Origin of the sequence: uncultured Pseudoteredinibacter sp., from assembly GCF_947500695.1 — a bacterium.
In the GTDB taxonomy this organism is placed as follows: domain Bacteria; phylum Pseudomonadota; class Gammaproteobacteria; order Pseudomonadales; family Cellvibrionaceae; genus Pseudoteredinibacter.
The window spans coordinates 212,085-227,627 of the sequence record NZ_CANMSS010000009.1 but is presented as its reverse complement, the minus strand read 5'-3'; the positions used below and the strand labels follow the sequence as shown (position 1 = coordinate 227,627).

Sequence of the window (15,543 nt, the reverse complement as noted above, 5' to 3'; positions counted from 1 at the left end):
ACGCTGCTTTTCCTCGTTATTATTTCCGCTAGAGTCGTGTTTCATGAAACTGAAATTTCCTTCCAAAATCAGCTCATTAGCCCCTCTTCCACTTATTTAGTGAATATTTCACTTGTGGTTTGTGGGGTGTTTAAACACTAAAACCCCTACATCTAGGGGCTCAACAATCAATACACACAAGATAATGCGCTTGGCCTTGAAAATCAATAGAAAGATTTTGGGGGTATGCTGTGGATAAGTTGTGATTTTATTGCTGTGTCAGTGAGCGCTAATCCCTAGGCCTTAGTCCATCTGGGCTTGAGCCAGTTATAGACTTTATTCAGCCTTGGGGAAAAAATTTATACTTTCTCGATATCAATTTTTGAAAATTTATAATGAAAAATTAGCCTCTGCTGCAGACTTTGAACGCAAACTGAATCGCCGCGCAAATATGGCACTTAAAGTGGTCTTTCTGCAGCTTTATCCTTCCACAATTGAAAGCAGGATAGGGGCCAGTTAAAGCGTAAAGGCGATACCGTGATCGGCGCTGAGTTGGATTTTGAGTTGCTCGCCTAGCTGGCAATCAATGTGGCTACCTAAGGCGGCCTCAACTCGGCTACCCGTCGGCAGTCTTAGGGTGTACAGATTGGCCGTGCCGGTGAATACTTTATGCACAACCTCAGCCAATTGTCCCTGCTCTTGCCCCGGTACGATATCATCAGGGCGCAACAAAACATCAACTCGAGTGCCGGCCGGCTCGCCTAGGGTGCAAGGCACAGGTCCAAGTTCGGTATCTATATGCCCGTTTGAGCTTATGATGCCGGGCACAAAGGCGCCTCGACCAATAAAGTTGGCCACAAAGCGGGTTTGAGGTTGATGGTAGAGTTGGTAGGGGCTGGCCCACTGCTCGATTTTTCCTGCGTAAACTACCCCAATGTGATCGGCAAAAGCAAAGGCTTCTTCTTGATCGTGGGTCACTAGGATGGCCGTTGTTCCTTGTTGCTTTAAAATGTCTCTTACTTCGAGCGCAAGTTTTCGGCGTAACTCCACGTCCAAGTTAGAAAACGGTTCATCAAGCAGTAAAAGCTTAGGCTTAGGAGCCAAAGCTCGTGCTAGTGCAACACGCTGCTGTTGCCCCCCAGAAAGCTCATGGGGGTAGCGCTCTGCTAGACCGCTTAAATTAACTAAGTCCAGTAGCCGCTGGAGTTCTGCAGACTGTTGTTGCTGAGTTTGCCCCTTCAGGCCAAAACAAATATTTTCGCCAACCGTTAAATGTGGAAACAGCGCATAGTCCTGAAACACCATGCCGATTTCTCGTTTCTCGGGCGCTAAGCTGTGCGCGGATGAGCTTATTTGCTGACTGGCTAAGCAAACTTGGCCGTGTGCCAAGGGGTGAAAGCCGGCGATGCTGCGCAGTACCGTGGTTTTGCCGCAGCCGCTTGGGCCAAGTAGACAGGCGATGTCACCTTCTTGCATTTCAAATGATAAGCCATCGACAACAGGTTTATCTTGGTGGCCGTTGTAATAGCAACGCAGGTCTTCTACGAGAAGGTGAGGGCTCAAAGTGGTATCCAGATAAAATAAAGCGAAGGCGAATTATAAACCTATTCTCTTGGCTTAACACGAGCCAAAGTAAAGGTGTCTTCAAGTTTTTAGAGGCATACGCTGAGCGAGTTTTGTCTCAACGAATGCCTCACATGGCCCTATAGCAGGCAGCAGGCCGTGCTATAGAGCCATATTGAAATGCAGGTGTATTTAGTGCTGAGCTAATAAGAATTCCATCAGTGCCTTTTGGGCGTGCAATCGGTTTTCGGCTTCATCCCAGACTACAGAGTCGTCGGCATCGAGGATTGTTTCGCTAACTTCTAGGCCGCGATAGGCTGGCAAGCAATGCATCATAAGCGCATCGCTGTTTGCGAGACTCATAAGCTCTTCATTTACTTGGTAGCCCGCAAAGGCTTTTTCACGAGCAAGCTTTTCTTCTTCTTGCCCCATTGATGCCCAGGTATCGGTAACAACCAGATCGCTGTTGGCGACGGCTTGCTTAGGGGCGCGAAATAGCTCAATACGTTGTTTATTCTGCGCCATAAGTTCGCTATCCGGCTCAAAACCTTCTGGGCAGGCGATGTTCAGTTTGAAATCGAACTGCCTGGCTGCGTTGATATAGGATTGACACATATTATTGCCATCGCCAACCCAGCTGACGGTTTTGCCAGCGATATCACCACGATGCTCCCAATAGGTCTGCATGTCTGCCAGCAGCTGGCAGGGGTGGTAGCCATCGGTTAAGGCGTTAATCACTGGAACGGTTGAGTGTTGGGCAAAGGTTTCTACAATGTCATGTCCGAAGGTACGGATCATAACGATATCAACCATGCGTGATAATACTCGAGCAGAATCGGCAATCGGTTCGCCGCGCCCTAGCTGGGTATCATTGGAAGACAAAAAGAGGGCGCTACCACCCATTTGTGCCATGCCAGCTTCGAAGGACACGCGTGTGCGGGTAGAGGACTTTTCAAAAATCATACCTAGCACTTTGCCGGCTAAGGTTTTTTCCTCAGAGTCTTGCTTGCGAAGTGCTTTAAGTTCAACGGCGCGCTCAATAACTTGTTTCAGTTCGCTTGGGTTGAGATCCAAAAGTGTTAAAAAGTGTCTTGGCTTCATAGGGCTTCTCCGCGTAAATCTTAGTCTTCACGCACTATGTCGTTGATAATGGCGATAATATGGTCGACCTGCTCTTGATTGATAACAAGAGGTGGTAAAAGTCTTATTGTACTGCCAGCAGTAACATTAATAATAAGACCTTTCTGCCAGGCCTTTTCAACCAGCTGGCCGCAGTTTTCATTAAGCTCGATACCCACCATCAAGCCTTTGACTCTAATTTCTTTTAGTTTTTCGCAACCCTTTAGGGCAATAGTTAAGCCTGTTAATAATTGTGCGCTGCGGTCGCGCACATTATTCAAAAGCTCTTCTTTGCGAAGCTCATTGACTGTAGCTAAGGCGGTGGCGCAAACAAGTGGGTTACCACCATAAGTTGAGCCATGGCTGCCAGCTTGTAATAGCTCGGCGGCTTTACCTGCAGCTAAACAAGCTCCGATGGGGACACCGTTACCAAGGCCTTTAGCGGTAGTAAGAACATCGGGTTTTATATTGCTGTGCTGGAAGGCGAAATATTCACCAGTGCGGCCATTGCCCGTTTGGATCTCGTCTAGCATCAGCAAGCAATCATACTGATCGCAGATTTGACGCAAGTGCTGCAGATAATCTTCGTCTGGAACTCTAACGCCGCCTTCACCTTGAACGGGCTCCACCAGAATAGCGACAACATTACCGGTTTTGCATAATTCTTCAATGGCGGCTGGGTCGTTGTAAGGGACGTGATTAAATCCATCAACTAAGGGGGAAAAGCCTTCTTGAACCTTGGGATTGCCTGTGGCCGATAGTGTCGCCATCGTACGGCCGTGAAAACTACCTTGGGTGGTAATCACAACGGGCTCGGCTATACCTTTGGCTTTCGCATATAGGCGCGAGATTTTGATGGCGGCTTCATTCGCTTCAGCACCTGAATTGGAAAAAAACGCTCGCTCCATGCCGCTAATTTCGCACAAGGCCTGTGCCAGCTGCTCTTGTCGCTCGATGTTGAAAAGATTGGAGGTGTGCAGCAGCGTGCCGGCTTGCTCGGTAATTGCTTGGGTGACTGCTGGGTGGCAGTGTCCAAGGCCACATACGGCGATGCCGCTTAACGCGTCTAAATAGCGCTTATTGCTATCATCAAAAAGATAACATCCTTCGCCACGGCTCAAACTATGGTTTCTATTGCCATAGTTGTTCATTAAATATTGACTCATGATTTTTACTACTTGCTATGTTGCGATTAAGTCGCTGTTTTAATTGTTAGTGGCCGTATGAGCATAGCTTACCAGGGGGCAGTATATCTCGATAAACCAACGACCAAGCCCTCCATCATAAATGAAAATAAGTGCAAAAGCATTGAAATTACTGGTTAGTGGGCTTGGCTTTCGGGTAGAATACCGCAGCTTAGTGCTTGGGTATTAAAAGCTGGCGCAATGGGTAGTCTGATTAGATTATTCAAATAGCTAAATAAAGCCCAGCTCACACCCACAAGATATATAGATAGCGTTAAAAAGGTTAGCCCATGGATATTTTGGATACCATCAAACAGCAAATTGAAGAGAACACTGTACTGCTTTACATGAAAGGTTCTCCTAATGCCCCTCAGTGTGGTTTTTCCATGCGTACTTCACAAGCTGTAATGGCCTGCGGCCAGCGTTTTGCTTATGTCGATGTGTTGTCCAACCCAGAGATTCGTGAAAACCTGCCTAAATATGCCCAATGGCCAACATTTCCACAGTTGTGGGTAAACGGTGAGCTTATTGGCGGTTGCGATATTGTTACTGAGATGCATGAAAACGGTGAGTTAAAGCCGCTACTTGAAGAAGCGACAGCGGCCGGTGGTGAAGAGGCTTAATATTCTCACTGCATCGTATTTTATAGCTTAATAGAAGCCGGCTGAATGCCGGTTTTTGTTTATCTAGAGGCTCTTAATTAGGCTCCTACCAAGGTATTGTTCCCCTTGTTTCTCCCAATTGCTGCTGTATGATATTCCTCTTGTTCATATTTATAGAACAAATATAAATAGCGTTAATAAACGTTACTAAAGATAGTGTCATTAGGAGTAAATTATGGAATATTTTATGGACGCCCTTAAGCGATATGCAGACTTTAGCGGTCGCGCAAGGCGTAAGCAGTACTGGATGTTTGTCCTGTTCTACTTTATTTTTTCAATTGTCGTTACGATTGTTGATAGTATTTTAGGTACGGCATTCCTAGGCATGATCTTTGGCTTGGCGATGCTGGTTCCTTCGCTGGCAATCGGCGCGCGCCGTCTGCATGATACGGGCCGAACTGGCTGGTGGCAGTTGATTGCGTTAATACCGCTGATTGGGATGATTGTTTTGATCGTGTTTTACGTACAAGACAGCCACCCGGATAATGACTATGGCCCAAACCCAAAGGCGGGTGAAGCTTAATTATTATCTTGGCGATCTTCACGATGTCGTAGAAGATCGCCTTATATCTGCTGGTCTTATTGTTCTTGAAGCCAGCTTCGTATAACGAAAGCCCCTCTAATATCCCCTAAGCTGTAGCCCGTAGCGTTATCATTTGGGTATAACTCATTGAGCTTTGCAGATAAGCCTGGGGTCAACTGTGAGCTATGGCAGTTAAGACATAAACCTTGTGTTGGTATTGGACTCATAGATTCTATTGCTAATTTGCCTTTCGACTCTAAAACTCTATAGCGAACCCCAGCTTCGCGCCCTTTGCTTTTTATCCGGTCAAAAGCTTGCAGCTGTTCTGCTTGCCAGCCTGTGGCTTGGTTGTTTTCATTTCGGGTCTTTAGTGATGTTCTCCCGGCGCTAATCAGCACTTGGGGGTGTTCTTCTTGAAGCTGTTGTGAAATCTCAGGAGCTGCGATCTTGCACTGGGCGATTCCAGCTTCAAGACCGCCACTTTTTACAGCGGCCATAAGGCGTTTCTTGAGCTTTCCAGCAAGTGCTTTGCTGATGGTCTGATTAAATTCTAAGGCTTGTTCTAGCTGCTGAGGATCAATAGCGGCACTTTTCGGGCTTAGCTCTGAAGCACTAGCGCTAATAGCTTGGTTTGCTAAGGCGCTGCAAAGCAATATCTGGCGAATCACGGTGAATACCCTCTATATTTAATTTAGGGTATTCTAATATATATATTTGTCCGCAATCAATTTATTTGGCGATTTTTAGTACAGGTGGGCGTTTTACGGTTTGTTCTAATAGGCTAATAAAATCCGCTTCGGGCAAAGGGCGGCTTAATAAATAGCCCTGGATCATTTGACAGCTGTGTTGGCTTAGCCACTGAAGTTGTTGGTTTTCTTCTACACCTTCCGCTACCAGTTGGAGTTTTAACTTTTTTGCTAAGTCGACGATAAACTCAGTGACCGTGGGGTTGTCGAGCAGCTTATCGACAAATATTTTGTCGATTTTTAAGGTGTCTAAAGGTAAGCCCTCTAGCTGCCCTAAATTGGAAAAGCCCGTACCAAAATCATCCATGGCAACAGAGATGCCCATATCTCTTAAAACTTGCAATTGGTTTTTTATATCTTCTCCGTGGGCGAGGTAGCTTTCGGTAATTTCAATTTCAATTAAGCGTGGATCCAGCTTATTGTCTTCAATAATACCTTGCACCATATTTAAGAGTGATACGCCGTTTAAAAGGCTGGTGGGGGAGAAGTTAGCGGCAATCTTTATTGGTATGCCTTGTTCTTGTAATTGTTTGCCAAGCAGCCAAGATTTTTCCATGATGACCTTGTCGAGGTCGGCAATCAAATTACACTCTTCAGCAAGCTTGATGAACTCGAAAGGAGAGATGTTTTCTCCTTTATATTGCCAGCGAGCTAGAGCTTCGGCACCCACAATTTTTTCGGGTTGGTGGCAGTCATATTTAGGTTGAAAGTGAACCTGCAAAGACTTGTCGCTAATGGCTTGGCGAAGGCCCTGTTCAAGATCATTTCTTCGGTTAACACTCTCAAGTATAGATTCATTAACGAAGGCGTGATTAAGTTGTTGTGATTCTGCAAACTGTAAAGCCGCTGATGCTGACTGTAAGCACTCGCTGAAACTGTCTTTTGCCGATTCATTGAAGGCTAGACCGCAGTGTATGCCCATACTGACGTTGTGCTTGTCGATTGATTCAATGCCGCGAATGCTGCCTTCTAATTCAGCAATCAATTTATCCAGCTCGGCTTCATTGCGCTCTGTAATAATAACGAATTCCTTGGCAAAGTTACGTCCTAGAAAATCTTTATTGCCGACGGCGGAGATCATTTTACGGCTGGCTACCCAGATGGCGCTATCACCGGAGGAAAAGCCATAGGTATCGTTAATTTGTTTGATGCCATCAAGCGTAAATAATAACAACCAATAACTCTGTTCTCGGTTAGCTAAGGCTTCGGCGTGCTCATTTAGGCAGCGTCGATTCGGTAGCTGGGATAGGGGGTCGCTGTTGGCCTGCATGTAAAGCTGTCGGTTGAGCTGAACAATAATACTCGCAGCAAGAACAAGAGCGAGAGCACTGTAGGCTATTAAATGAAGCCAATAGATATTTTGACTAAAGCTCGTTAGGGCGGTGAGGGTCAATGTTAGGGCGGTACCCCAGCTATAGTAATCACGGGATTGCTCAGATCGTAATAATACTGCCGCTGTAATCAATAGGGTTGCTGCTTCGAAAAATGGTAGCCACGACATTGGAGTCGCAGCAGCGACTGCAATTAGGCAGCAAGCGCTGAGAGCTAACTTGGTATCTGATGTCTCCCATAGTTTAAGTGCGACGTTAGCCAATAAAAGAGTTAAAGCTGTACTGATGAGTAGCTGTGAAAGAAACGTATTGGCAGTTAAAAACAGGCTCAAAAAATAACTGGCAAATGCAAGCCCTGCGCCAAGCAGCAGTTTTCCTTTGAATTCTGTGTGATGTCTGCAACTAATAATTACTAGCAGCAATAGGCCGTATACCGCGATATTGCTTGCGCTTAAGAAGTGCTCTAGCACAACTTGATCTCCAATCTTTTTCGAACAGGCTGATGCCTAAAAGCTTCAGCTTCCATTTTCCCTGATTTGAGTATAGCTAGAGATTTTGTGGGGGAGGTGCGAAGGGATTGCAGTTGGTCGGAAAAAGTTGGAATGTTGAAAGGGGTGACAAGAAGGCCCGGCATTACGGCCGGGCTTACGGAGATTAGCTGGCTTTTGACTGTATGTAGTTTTGTAGGCCCATCTTGCCAATTAGGTCTAGTTGGGTTTCAAGCCAGTCTACATGCTCTTCTTCTTCACTTAGGATCTTTTCTAGCAGATCGCGACTTACGTAATCTTGTACGGATTCACAATAAGCAATGGCTTCGCGAAGGTCGGGAATGGCTTGCAGCTCAAGGCGCATATCGCACTTCAGCATTTCCTCGGTGTTTTCACCGATCATTAGTTTGCCCAGATCCTGTAGGTTGGGAATGCCTTCCAAGAACAAGATGCGCTCGATAATGTCATCGGCGTGCTTCATCTCTTCAATGGATTCTTTGTACTCGTGTTCGGCCAGCTCTTTAATGCCCCAATCTTTGAACATTCTTGAATGTAAAAAGTACTGATTAATGGCAATCAGTTCATTGGCCAAAACCTGGTTCAGGTGCTCAATTACTTTGCTGTCGCCTCTCATAGTGGGATTCCTATCTAGCTATCGGTTTATCACGGCTTGCGGTATAACGCGGTCGACTCTGCCTATCAGCTGGCAGATTAGCTTAGTGTGGCCCTCGCCACCTCGTAAGTCAAGCTTGCGCTGTCTCTAAGTTGTTGATTTTCAAGTAAAAATTAATGATATTGAATATGATTATCAGGTGCTTTTAGCTTAATGAGCTGTGCTGTTTATTTAAGTGACAGCGGCAACTCAAAACAAAATACGAGTAGTGGTGAAGGGGGGGCTATTAGGAGAGCAGTTTTAAGTCGAGTTATGAGGGTGAATGTGTTGGTAGTGCGCGCGCGAAGAGGAGTTTTATTAGTTGGCTGCGTAAAACAGAGACTCGTTGGCGTCTAGATTGCGCTGTTCTACGGTTTCCTGCACGATTTCTCTAGTCAGAATACCGCATTTTCCGCATTGGGACATAACGCCAAGCTGTTTACGTACCTGACGCAAGGAGCTGGCACCGGCGCAAACCGCATCGCGGATCTGGCTATCGGTAATTCCTTTGCAAAGGCATACGTACATGGCGGAAAAAGCTCTAAGGATCAAGTTGGCGCTATGTTATTGTTAATGATAATGAGTGTCAATTAATTTTGCATTTAATTCTGACTTGCATCAACACAAATTGATAAGCGGATCTATCGATACTATTAAAAAAAACAATGGGACAGGAAATATAAGGGGTGTATTATAGTTTTCAGCTATTACACAACCTGTGTTTGATTGTTTTTTGCGCGACAACTACTTGCTGTTTTAAAGCTGTAACAAGGCTTTTGATAACATCAGGAGGACGCTTAAGGCTAGCAGGCGATAGCACACTGTATTTTCGGGCTCAGCGTTGGCTGGGCCTTTTGTATATTTCTTTATTAAGGGAGAACGAATATGGGCGTTTTAGTTGGTAAGCAAGCTCCAGACTTTACAGCACCAGCGGTTTTGGGTTCTGGTGAAATCGTGGATAGCTATAACCTAGCTGAAGCTACTAAGGGCAAGAAAGCGGTTGTTTTCTTCTACCCACTGGACTTCACCTTTGTATGTCCTTCTGAGCTATTGGCTTTCGATCACCGTATCGCTGAGTTTGAAAAGCGTGGTGTTGAGGTTATCGGTGTTTCTATCGATTCACACTTTTCTCACAACGCATGGCGTAACACTCCAGTAAACGAAGGTGGCATTGGCCCAGTTAAGTACACCTTGGTTGCTGATATGAATCACGCTATCTGTCAGGCGTATGACGTTGAGTCTGCTGGCGGCATGGCTTTCCGTGGTTCTTTCTTGATCGACGAAGATGGCTTGGTTCGTCACCAGGTAGTTAACGATCTGCCTCTAGGCCGTAACGTTGACGAGATGCTACGTATGGTTGACGCTTTAGCATTCCACCAGGAGCACGGTGAAGTTTGTCCTGCTGGCTGGACCGAAGGTGATAAAGGTATGACTGCCTCTCCGGACGGTGTTGCTGCTTACTTGAGCGAGAATGCTGATAGCTTGTAATAAGCTCAAGCAAAACTCCTCTAAAAAGCCGCTAGCGAAAGCTAGCGGCTTTTTTATGCCTTGAAAACCACCCAAGTAGCTGCTCGTCCTGTATTAATAGAGGAGGGTTAAATTGTCCGGTGGGGGGGTAGGTTAAATTTGCCTAAATTGCGGCTGAATACGACTTGTTAAAGTAGTGATCAGTTGAAACTGCCTAATAATCAGGCGTTTGTGTGGGAAATTCGGTTTTAACTTACATATGACGACAAAAGTAGCAAAAAAGTTCCAAAATTTAATATTTTTTTTGAGGACGAGGTTTTTACTTTCGTTAAGTTTACGTTAACCCTTTATGAAATTTTTGTCATGTCATATTTGGCGAGGTTATATAAGGGGCGAATAACAACTATAAACATCGGAGAGTATGTATGATCGATCGTCATAAGACCGCAATGTGGCAGCTAAAGCCTCTAGCGGCTGGTGTATCTGTTGCAGCGTTAATCTCAGCAGTATCTTTCCCGGCTTATGCCCAGGAAATTACCCAGCAGCAGGTTGAAGCACAAGCTGAAGAGCAGGTAGAGCAAAGCTCTGGCCGCCTGGCCAAAAATCGCGACATCGAAGAAGTGGTAGTAACCGGTTCGCGTTTGAAACGTGACACTTTTAGCAGTGTATCGCCATTACAGGTGATCAACGCTGAAGGCGCTAAAGATGTGGGTTTGATTAACCCAGCTGATATTTTGCAATCCACTGGTGCTGCAGCGGGTCAGCAGATCGACTTGACCTTCTCTGGCTTCGTTTTGGATAACGGTCCTGGTGCGACTACAGTGGACCTACGTGGTCTGGGTGCTGGCCGTACTTTGGTCATGCTAAATGGTCGTCGCCTTGCACCGGCTGGTGTAGAAGGTGCGCCTGCCGCAGCTGATTTGAGCTTGGTTCCTTCTGGGCTAGTGCAGCAATATGATTTGTTGTTAGACGGTGCGTCATCTATTTATGGTTCTGATGCGGTAGCCGGTGTGGCCAACATGATCCTGAAAAAGGATTTTGATGGGTTAGAAATTAGTGGGTTTACCACTCAGCCTGAGCACGGTAATGGTGAAGAAAACACTTTAACCGTAACTTGGGGTAAAAACTGGGATCGTGGCTTTATCGGTTTCGGTTTAGATTATTTCAATGCTGACTCTACAGCGGCTGATGATCGCCCATGGACTGCTGGCTGTGATAAGCATCGTGAAATCGGCTTAGATGGAAGTATATATTCAGAAGAGCGACGCTTTACTGAAACGTTGAACATGGTAACAACTGGTGGTTGTAAAGCTACTCAAGGTTTGACAGGTCGAACCATTGTCCCATCAGCGGGAAGTATTTATTACACCCCTGGAAGTTCAAACGGTGGTTGGGGTAACTTTACTGAAACCAATTTGTTTGGTTTAGGTGTAGATCTCGATGGTGATGGAGTAGCTGATACTTCCTATCAAGACTATAGTCGCAATGGTACTCAGGGCTATCGCCATTTGTTCCCAGATCAAGAGCGTACCAGTGCTATGTTTTATGGTGAGTACACTTTTGATGGTGATATGAACTTAACACCATATTTTGAAACTTTGTACTCGAAGCGCGAGACGACTATTCGTGGCGCAGAGTTCCCTATTTTCCCTGACGTACCTGCAAACAACCCATTTAACTTGTGTAACCCAGATGGCGTTAATGGTGTTGATTGTGGTTTAGCTTATGACGAGCTGCTAACTAACCCTGCATTTGCTGAGCAGGTTCGAGTTCGATATGGCGGTACACCTGCTGACTTTGGATTGCTAGTTGGACCAATCGGTGCAGCGGAAACAACACCTGTTGTTACTGTTAGAGGTGATCGCAACTACACTCGCGTTGAGATTGAACAGTTTCGCTTCGTAGGTGGTTTGCGCGGTGATCTGCCACAGCTGAATGTTGGTAGCTTAAGTGATTGGACCTTCGATACTTACTGGTCGTATAGTAAGTCAGAGGGTGATTCAAGTCGTACCGGTATTCGTGGTGATCGTTTAGAGCACTCCTTGGCAACAACTCGTGAAGATCCAAACAATCCAGGTCAATATATCTGTGGTAATGGTTCTGACGGCTGTGTGCCCATCAACATGTACGCTCCCTCTTTGTATACAGTTGGTGTAGGCGACTTTGCTACGCAGGCTGAACGTGATTATCTTTTTGATAGTCGTGATTTTAAAACCGAGTACTACCAGTCGATATTTTCTGCCTTCATGACAGGTAATTTATTTGAGTTGCCTGCTGGTAATGTGATTGCTGGTGTTGGTGCTGAAGTTCGCTACGACCGTATTAAATCTATCCCTGATGAAGTAGCTCGTGACGGTCTATTTTTCGGCTTCTTCTCTGATGGCGGTGCTACTGGTAGTAAGTACACGCGTGAGTTGTACGGTGAAGTTGAAGTGCCTCTTCTAGCCGATAAGTTCTTGGCTACTGAGTTAACTGCTAACTTGTCTGCTCGTTATACAAAAGATCAGTTGTACGGAAGTGCCTCTACTTACTCGGGTAAAATCGCATATCGTCCAGTAGATTCATTACTGCTACGTGCCACTGTTGGTACTTCTTACCGTGCGCCAAACTTGAGAGAGAACTTCTTACGAGCTCAAACAGGGTTTAACACTGTGTTTGACCATTGTGTGGTGCCTGAAGATGCGGTTGATCCAATCCAGGGTGGTTATGATCCTTCACGTGATTCGCGCGATCCTGTTGTTTTAGCGAACTGTCGTGCGCAGGGTGTGGATCCAACAACTCTTGGTGCGAATAGTAATAGCTCTTACAGTGTTGAAGTCGCTCGTGGCGGTAACCAGGGGCTGATTGAAGAAACTTCAGATTCATTTACTGTTGGTTTCAGCTTCGAGCAGCCATTCTTTGATGAGTTTGATTTAACTCTAGGAATGACTTACTACGATATTGATATCGACAACTCGATTATTGAGCCGTCTTCTCAATTCTTGATTAATGATTGTTACGAAACCAATACAGTTAGTACGTTCTGTGGGAACATTCAACGTGATTCAGACGGCTTCCTAGACTATATCGATGCTGGTTTTATCAACCGAGATAATGAAACTGCTCGTGGTGTTGATATCAATGTTGAATGGAAACAAACAGTGACCATGTTTGACCTTCCGTTTGATCTAAGTATTGATGCACGCTTCAATCGCTTAATTGAGCGCTCTTTGACGTTCACCGGTGATAATGGTGAGACAGACTTCGAAGATTATGTAGGTGAGTTTGGTTTTGCTGAATGGCGTAGCACTACAGCGTTCCGAATCGAGTATGGTGATTATCGCTTTACTTGGGCGACTCGTTACGTAGGTTCTGTTGAGCAAGCCGTTGAAGATATCGATGAATACAGTGATGTCTTCGATACGAATGGCACTGGCTTCACATCAGACACTTGTGTAGGTGTTGCAAATGGTGGAACTGATTGTCGTGATGTAGGTTTCGCTGATAACTATTTCAAACATGATGTTTCGTTCTACTACAATGGCGATGTTTGGACCATTGGTGGTGGTATCCGCAATGTGTTTGATGAAGAGCCGCCACAAGTTGATGGTAACGAAGTTACTGCTGTAAATAACACTCCAATTGGTGTTGGTTACGACTTGCAGGGACGTACTGTCTTCTTCGAGCTAGGTCGTAAGTTCTAATCTTGACCTATAGAAAAGCCCGCTCTAGCGGGCTTTTTTTTCCTTTGCTTTCCTAAAAATGCCATTTTTGGCGTCAAAATAACAATGGTGTGATGTATGAAAACACTAAGATTGGCTCAGTTATTATTACTGTTCTTTTCTGTGGTAGGGGCTGCGCTACTGAATGCAGCAGAGCCTTATCCTTTAGATTACTTTGCTGTGCGATCAGCAGTCTCTAATGTTGAAGTGTCTCCGAACGGTAAGCATGTAGCCATGCTTTCTAACCCATCGAAAGATGGAGATCCGTATATTGAAGTTTATAAAACTGATAATTTAGACGGAAAGCCTTTTCGCTTAAATGCGGACCCAATGGAAATTACCAGCTTTTATTGGGTTACAGACGACGTGATCGTTTTTCGTGCACGTCAGCAAGTGCGCGATAAAATTGATGGCTTTAATCAGGGTGTGTATGAGTTTGTTCTGGCTTCGGTAAATATCAAAAAGAAGAAGATCAAAAAGTATGAACAAGCTGGCGCAAGTATTTCCAATATTTTGCCGGCCAAAAAGAACAAGGTTATTTACTCCTTTGTTCCTGGAAACTTCAAAAGCTCTAAGCTTTCAAGTGCGTTCCGTCCCCGCGCTTATTACGAGTTAAACCTAAAGACCGGTGCAAAGCGATTAATGTTTCGCGGCAAAATTTCTATGGGTCAAGTTGAAACCAATGGTGAAGGTAAGCCTTGGTTAGCACGCGGTTTTGACATTCAAACTGGAACCTTAAGCTGGTTTGCTCGTGTTAATGGTGAAGGAGAATGGGAAGAATTCTATAGTCAGCATGAAGATAGCTTTGAAGAGTTTAGCGTTAAAGGCTATGACACAGAGAAGCCCCACATCTATTTCGTAGTTGCAAACAACGGCAAAGATAAAGCTGGTCTGTGGGAATATGACGTTAGAGCAAAGAAATTCGGTGAGTTGATCTATGCTCGTAAAGACGTCGATATCGTTGGTACCTTATCCCATAGTAACTACTGGACTGATCCAGATAAACAGGTTGCTGTAAGCTATACAACTGATCGAACTCATCGTGAGTTCTTTGATGGTCAAGAAGCCGCTGTTTATCAACAACTCCAAGGTATTGTGCCTGATGCTTACTACATTCGAGTGAATAGCCGCTCGCGTGATGGTAATACCTTAACGGTTTATAACCAAGGCCCTCGCGATCCAGGCTCTTATTACCTTCTTCATAAAGGTAATTTCAACAAAATTGGTAGCACTTATCCTTTGTTGAAACCAGAAGGCCTGGCCGATGTTAAATATATTAAGTACAAAGCTCGTGATGGTCGAACCATTCCTGCTTACATCACGGTTCCTAATGGTAAGCCTCCTTTCCCAGCTGTGGTAATGCCGCATGGTGGTCCGTTTGTTGCCGAAGGTATCCGTTACGATGAGTGGGCCCAGATGTTAGCCAACAATGGCTACCTAGTTCTGCAGCCGCAGTATCGTGGTTCTCGTGGTCATGGCATGGAGCATTATCTATCGGCATTTAACACCGAGGCTGGTGGCCAAGGTGGTTACAAAATGCAGGATGATAAAGATGATGGCATGATGTACTTGGTCGAACAGGGCTTGGCTGATAAGGACCGCTTGGCTTTTTATGGTTGGTCATATGGTGGTTATGCGGCGCTAATTGCCGCTGCACGTGCGCAGAATATCTATCAGTGTTCTATAGCAGGTGCGGCAGTAACCGATAATCAGTATCAGGTGAATCATTACCGTGCGCGTATTCGTGGCTCGGGCAAACTGGAACAGCTTCGTTTTTGGGATGACAGTATTTCACCCATTGAAGAAGTGGATAAAGTGAATATTCCATTGTTGGTAATTCATGGTTCTGTGGACCAGCGTGTACCACCTGCCCATGCACATAAATATATGAGTGAAGTGAAAAAGCTAGGCAAAAAAGTATCTTATGTCGAACTTGATGGTGCGGATCACTTCTCTAATACTTTATTCTACAACCACCAAAAGCAGTTGTATGATTCAATCATAGGCTTCTTGAAGAACGAGTGCGGCCCAGGCGGATTATAAGCCATAGGCATCATTCTGATTAAAAGGGGCTTTTAGCCCCTTTTTTTATGTGTTCTAGATTGATACAGTGATTGTGTATAAATTC

12 protein-coding genes are annotated in these 15,543 nt (G+C 45.2%); 5 read left to right on the top strand and 7 right to left on the bottom strand.

Annotated elements, in window-relative coordinates:
• Positions 1 to 495: 495 nt before the first annotated feature.
• The 3 genes from Q1A08_RS16460 to Q1A08_RS16450 all read right to left on the bottom strand — a co-directional run bounded on the left by Q1A08_RS16460 (position 496) and on the right by Q1A08_RS16450 (position 3,827).
• Positions 496 to 1,542: an ABC transporter ATP-binding protein gene (locus Q1A08_RS16460; RefSeq protein WP_299774895.1), complete on the bottom strand. Its 1,047-nt coding sequence runs from the start codon at positions 1,540 to 1,542 to the stop codon at positions 496 to 498.
• Between the two features lie 192 nt (positions 1,543 to 1,734).
• The gene (gene argF, locus Q1A08_RS16455) at positions 1,735 to 2,643 is read right to left on the bottom strand and encodes an ornithine carbamoyltransferase (protein WP_299774893.1); all 909 of its coding nucleotides are present in this window, start codon (positions 2,641 to 2,643) and stop codon (positions 1,735 to 1,737) included.
• A 20-nt stretch (positions 2,644 to 2,663) separates the two neighbouring features.
• Positions 2,664 to 3,827, bottom strand: a complete 1,164-nt coding sequence (locus Q1A08_RS16450; protein WP_299774891.1) for an acetylornithine transaminase — start codon at positions 3,825 to 3,827, stop codon at positions 2,664 to 2,666.
• A gap of 308 nt (positions 3,828 to 4,135) precedes the next feature.
• Between Q1A08_RS16450 and grxD the strand changes: the two genes are divergently transcribed.
• Positions 4,136 to 4,468, top strand: a complete 333-nt coding sequence (grxD, locus tag Q1A08_RS16445) for a Grx4 family monothiol glutaredoxin (RefSeq protein ID WP_299774889.1) — start codon at positions 4,136 to 4,138, stop codon at positions 4,466 to 4,468.
• 214 nt (positions 4,469 to 4,682) lie between these two features.
• Complete coding sequence (locus tag Q1A08_RS16440; protein ID WP_299774887.1) at positions 4,683 to 5,030, top strand: DUF805 domain-containing protein; 348 nt, start codon at positions 4,683 to 4,685, stop codon at positions 5,028 to 5,030.
• Between the two features lie 56 nt (positions 5,031 to 5,086).
• Here the strand turns inward: Q1A08_RS16440 and Q1A08_RS16435 are convergent, their stop codons facing one another.
• From Q1A08_RS16435 to Q1A08_RS16420, 4 genes are all read right to left on the bottom strand, one after another.
• Positions 5,087 to 5,698 carry a DUF3365 domain-containing protein gene (locus Q1A08_RS16435; RefSeq protein WP_299774885.1) on the bottom strand — a complete coding sequence of 204 codons (612 nt, stop codon included), beginning with the start codon at positions 5,696 to 5,698 and terminating at the stop codon, positions 5,087 to 5,089.
• Between the two features lie 61 nt (positions 5,699 to 5,759).
• Positions 5,760 to 7,577, bottom strand: coding sequence for a bifunctional diguanylate cyclase/phosphodiesterase (locus tag Q1A08_RS16430; RefSeq protein ID WP_299774883.1), 1,818 nt, complete (start codon positions 7,575 to 7,577; stop codon positions 5,760 to 5,762).
• A gap of 184 nt (positions 7,578 to 7,761) precedes the next feature.
• Positions 7,762 to 8,229: a bacterioferritin gene (gene bfr / locus Q1A08_RS16425; protein ID WP_299774882.1), complete on the bottom strand. Its 468-nt coding sequence runs from the start codon at positions 8,227 to 8,229 to the stop codon at positions 7,762 to 7,764.
• A gap of 336 nt (positions 8,230 to 8,565) precedes the next feature.
• Positions 8,566 to 8,775: a bacterioferritin-associated ferredoxin gene (locus Q1A08_RS16420; RefSeq protein ID WP_299774880.1), complete on the bottom strand. Its 210-nt coding sequence runs from the start codon at positions 8,773 to 8,775 to the stop codon at positions 8,566 to 8,568.
• A 357-nt stretch (positions 8,776 to 9,132) separates the two neighbouring features.
• On the opposite strand from Q1A08_RS16420, the gene Q1A08_RS16415 reads away from it, so the two are divergent.
• The 3 genes from Q1A08_RS16415 (at position 9,133) to Q1A08_RS16405 (ending at position 15,458) form a co-directional block, all read left to right on the top strand.
• Complete coding sequence (locus Q1A08_RS16415) at positions 9,133 to 9,735, top strand: peroxiredoxin C (protein ID WP_299774878.1); 603 nt, start codon at positions 9,133 to 9,135, stop codon at positions 9,733 to 9,735.
• A 404-nt stretch (positions 9,736 to 10,139) separates the two neighbouring features.
• The gene (locus tag Q1A08_RS16410) at positions 10,140 to 13,397 is read left to right on the top strand and encodes a TonB-dependent receptor (RefSeq protein ID WP_299774876.1); all 3,258 of its coding nucleotides are present in this window, start codon (positions 10,140 to 10,142) and stop codon (positions 13,395 to 13,397) included.
• Between the two features lie 96 nt (positions 13,398 to 13,493).
• Positions 13,494 to 15,458, top strand: coding sequence for a prolyl oligopeptidase family serine peptidase (locus Q1A08_RS16405; protein WP_299774874.1), 1,965 nt, complete (start codon positions 13,494 to 13,496; stop codon positions 15,456 to 15,458).
• The last annotated feature ends 85 nt before the right edge of the window (positions 15,459 to 15,543 follow it).

Coding starts and splice junctions, on each gene's coding strand:
- argF (WP_299774893.1), bottom strand. CDS start 2,643: ATGAAGCCAAGACACTTTTTAACACTTTTGGATCTCAACCCAAGCGAA.
- bfr (WP_299774882.1), bottom strand. CDS start 8,229: ATGAGAGGCGACAGCAAAGTAATTGAGCACCTGAACCAGGTTTTGGCC.
- Q1A08_RS16420 (WP_299774880.1), bottom strand. CDS start 8,775: ATGTACGTATGCCTTTGCAAAGGAATTACCGATAGCCAGATCCGCGAT.
- grxD (WP_299774889.1), top strand. CDS start 4,136: ATGGATATTTTGGATACCATCAAACAGCAAATTGAAGAGAACACTGTA.
- Q1A08_RS16440 (WP_299774887.1), top strand. CDS start 4,683: ATGGAATATTTTATGGACGCCCTTAAGCGATATGCAGACTTTAGCGGT.
- Q1A08_RS16405 (WP_299774874.1), top strand. CDS start 13,494: ATGAAAACACTAAGATTGGCTCAGTTATTATTACTGTTCTTTTCTGTG.
- Q1A08_RS16450 (WP_299774891.1), bottom strand. CDS start 3,827: ATGAGTCAATATTTAATGAACAACTATGGCAATAGAAACCATAGTTTG.
- Q1A08_RS16410 (WP_299774876.1), top strand. CDS start 10,140: ATGATCGATCGTCATAAGACCGCAATGTGGCAGCTAAAGCCTCTAGCG.
- Q1A08_RS16415 (WP_299774878.1), top strand. CDS start 9,133: ATGGGCGTTTTAGTTGGTAAGCAAGCTCCAGACTTTACAGCACCAGCG.